The sequence below is a fragment of the Paenibacillus sp. OT2-17 genome, from assembly GCF_009827695.1.
GTDB lineage: Bacteria > Bacillota > Bacilli > Paenibacillales > Paenibacillaceae > Paenibacillus > Paenibacillus polymyxa_B.
Window position 1 is genome coordinate 1 of record NZ_WUDQ01000554.1, and the last position, 2424, is coordinate 2424.

Annotated in this window: 2 protein-coding genes; both read left to right on the plus strand. The window is 36.8% G+C overall.

The window, feature by feature from the left end; genetic code table 11:
• Positions 1-150: 150 nt before the first annotated feature.
• Entirely contained in the window at positions 151-1338 is a 1188-nt protein-coding gene (locus GRP75_RS24465; RefSeq protein ID WP_160790616.1) for a hypothetical protein, read from the plus strand.
• A gap of 607 nt (positions 1339-1945) precedes the next feature.
• Positions 1946-2149, plus strand: a complete 204-nt coding sequence (locus tag GRP75_RS24470; RefSeq protein ID WP_160790617.1) for a hypothetical protein — start codon at positions 1946-1948, stop codon at positions 2147-2149.
• The last annotated feature ends 275 nt before the right edge of the window (positions 2150-2424 follow it).

The window sequence follows — 2424 nt, forward strand, 5'->3', positions numbered from 1 at the left end:
GTCGTTCTGGCCGCGAACCAGCATGCGCGTGAGTTGATCGCTCCTATAATTCCTCCCGGTTTCGAGCTGGATGTGAAATTAAAGGCACTGCGCTAAGCTAACTTCTCATTTCCATTTGCGGTTTACAGCAATGCCTTGTTGATACATCTCATGAGTACTAATGGAAGAAATGTATTTCAATTAGGACAAGGCCTGGCCAAAGGGACTAATGATCCCAAAAAACTATGGGCTACAATGGTTGAAAAACTAAGTACGATCGAACACAATAAACGTAATTATCAACTGCTACAAGGCTTTCTGGATTATCTTACTTCAACTGATAATAGCAGCACTAAAGAACTACTAGATGAAGCAATAGATCACGAGATACTTTCGGAAGTTTTCCCAATTCTTCAGATTGTGATAATTGACATAGATGGAATTAAACGTATAAAAAGATCTCTCCAGCTAGGGAAAGCACCAATTTACTTATACGGGAATCTAGCTTACACGCACACACCTGAACTAAATAACGAAGACTTATTCTGCGAGTTAATTCGACTAATTAGCTCTAAACAGAATGGATTAGCCGTGGCTATAGATATCTTTAGTATGAAATTTCACCAAAACAATAATGAATTGAGTCCAAGAATACTCACTTTGGGCCAAGAATTAGTTTTAGATTACGATTTTTCTCAAGAAACTAATAGCGATTCATATCAAATATCAGAAATAGTTAAATCATGCTTTCAAAACAAAGATGCTGCTGATAAAGCAAAACATCTAGCTGTAAAACTCTATACTGCCATTGCAGATAATCGTGTTTTTCACACCAACTTTGATTATATTTATAAATCTCTAGTTGAGGCCCACCCGTTTGTATTTTTGGATGTATTTATAGGGGATCATAACGAATTAGATTACTACATCGAACAGATATTCAGTGGACAATTGATGGTGAGTCCATTGAGAAGCATCCCCAATGAAACATTTATTGAATGGTGTAACATCAAAGGAAAAGCACATTATCCTTTAATAGCATCGGTTATTGAACCGTACATGCATGTAGCCGATCAATTGCAATGGACACCTGTAGCAATATTCCTGATCAATCATTATTCTGATCCTTCAGTTATTTTAGAAGAATTTATGCATGTCTTTCATCCAAATCAATGGGAAGGATCACTAGCAGATAAAATGGTAAAACGCCTTCCACTGTTAGAAAGCCTTATGATTCACGAAAATCCAGTTGTCTCACAGTGGGCTAAAAATAAAGAACCGATTTTGAAGAAAGAAATTATCAGAGTCCGTGAATGGGAACAATCACGAGAACAGAATCAGAATGAGCGTTTTGAATAATTGATTAAACGGTTTCGAGGTGTGTTGAAATCCTTGGAGATGGCAGGGTATTTGTAGAAAATATTGAATATTAAGATTAACAATCGCAATTTGATGAAAACTGTTTTGCGACTTATACTTACGTTAAGATTGATAAGTTATATAACAAAGTATTCTGTGAGGATAAATTAATATGAAGGATAAACAACTCAGTAATCCGATTTCTACGGGAGGCGGGGGAGGACATTTTGTGGCCCACGTTCAAGCTTCCTTTGTCATTCTAATGCTCACAGGAGGAGTTGCGCCTTGTTTTCCTCCTTGGCCTATTACTGAAATAAAACTATAAGGAAGAGTTGATGGGTTTAATACTGATGACTTTATTGTATTTATAGAAGAGTCTGCTTCAAAGAGAAAGCGAAAGTTACTTGGTCAGATCAAGCATAGGATTAAAATCACTCAAGGAGATGAAATATTCTCGGAAGTCATTCGAGCAGCGTGGAGTGATTTTAATAATCCTGAAATTTTTAATAAAGAAAAAGACATTATTGCACTAATCACGGGTCCACTGAATGCAACAGATTTTCATAATGTACAGTGGCTATTGAATCAGGCACGGCATACGAAAGATGTGGAGGAATTTGAGAGGCAGGTAGCCCAAGCCAATTTCAGTCCTTCTAAAAGTGAAGAAAAGTTGAACGTGATAAAGTATCATTTGAAGCTAGCCAATAATAATCAAGAGATGTCTGGCAAAGAACTTTATTCTTTTTTAAATCATTTTTATTTATTAGGGTATGATCTTGGAGAAGAGGAAGGAGAAATGGGAAGTAAATAATGTAAATCTCGAAACCCCTTATCTTATCTATGGATAGGGGGTGAATTATTGTTGTCAGAATGCAACGTATTGTGTAGAATTAAAGAAAATTATGGAAACATAATTGAGGTGGGGGTGGTCCCTCTATACTCAACTTATACAGAGGAATGAATAAAAATGCTTGGGAGAGGGGGGGAGTGTGTGTATAAAGAGCTTCTGAGCATAGCACAGCTAATGGGGGAAACAATGCGATTGGTTGGGTATGCCCGATACTACAAATCCCTTAACATTGATGG

Coding starts and splice junctions, on each gene's coding strand:
- GRP75_RS24465 (WP_160790616.1), top strand. CDS start 151: ATGAGTACTAATGGAAGAAATGTATTTCAATTAGGACAAGGCCTGGCC.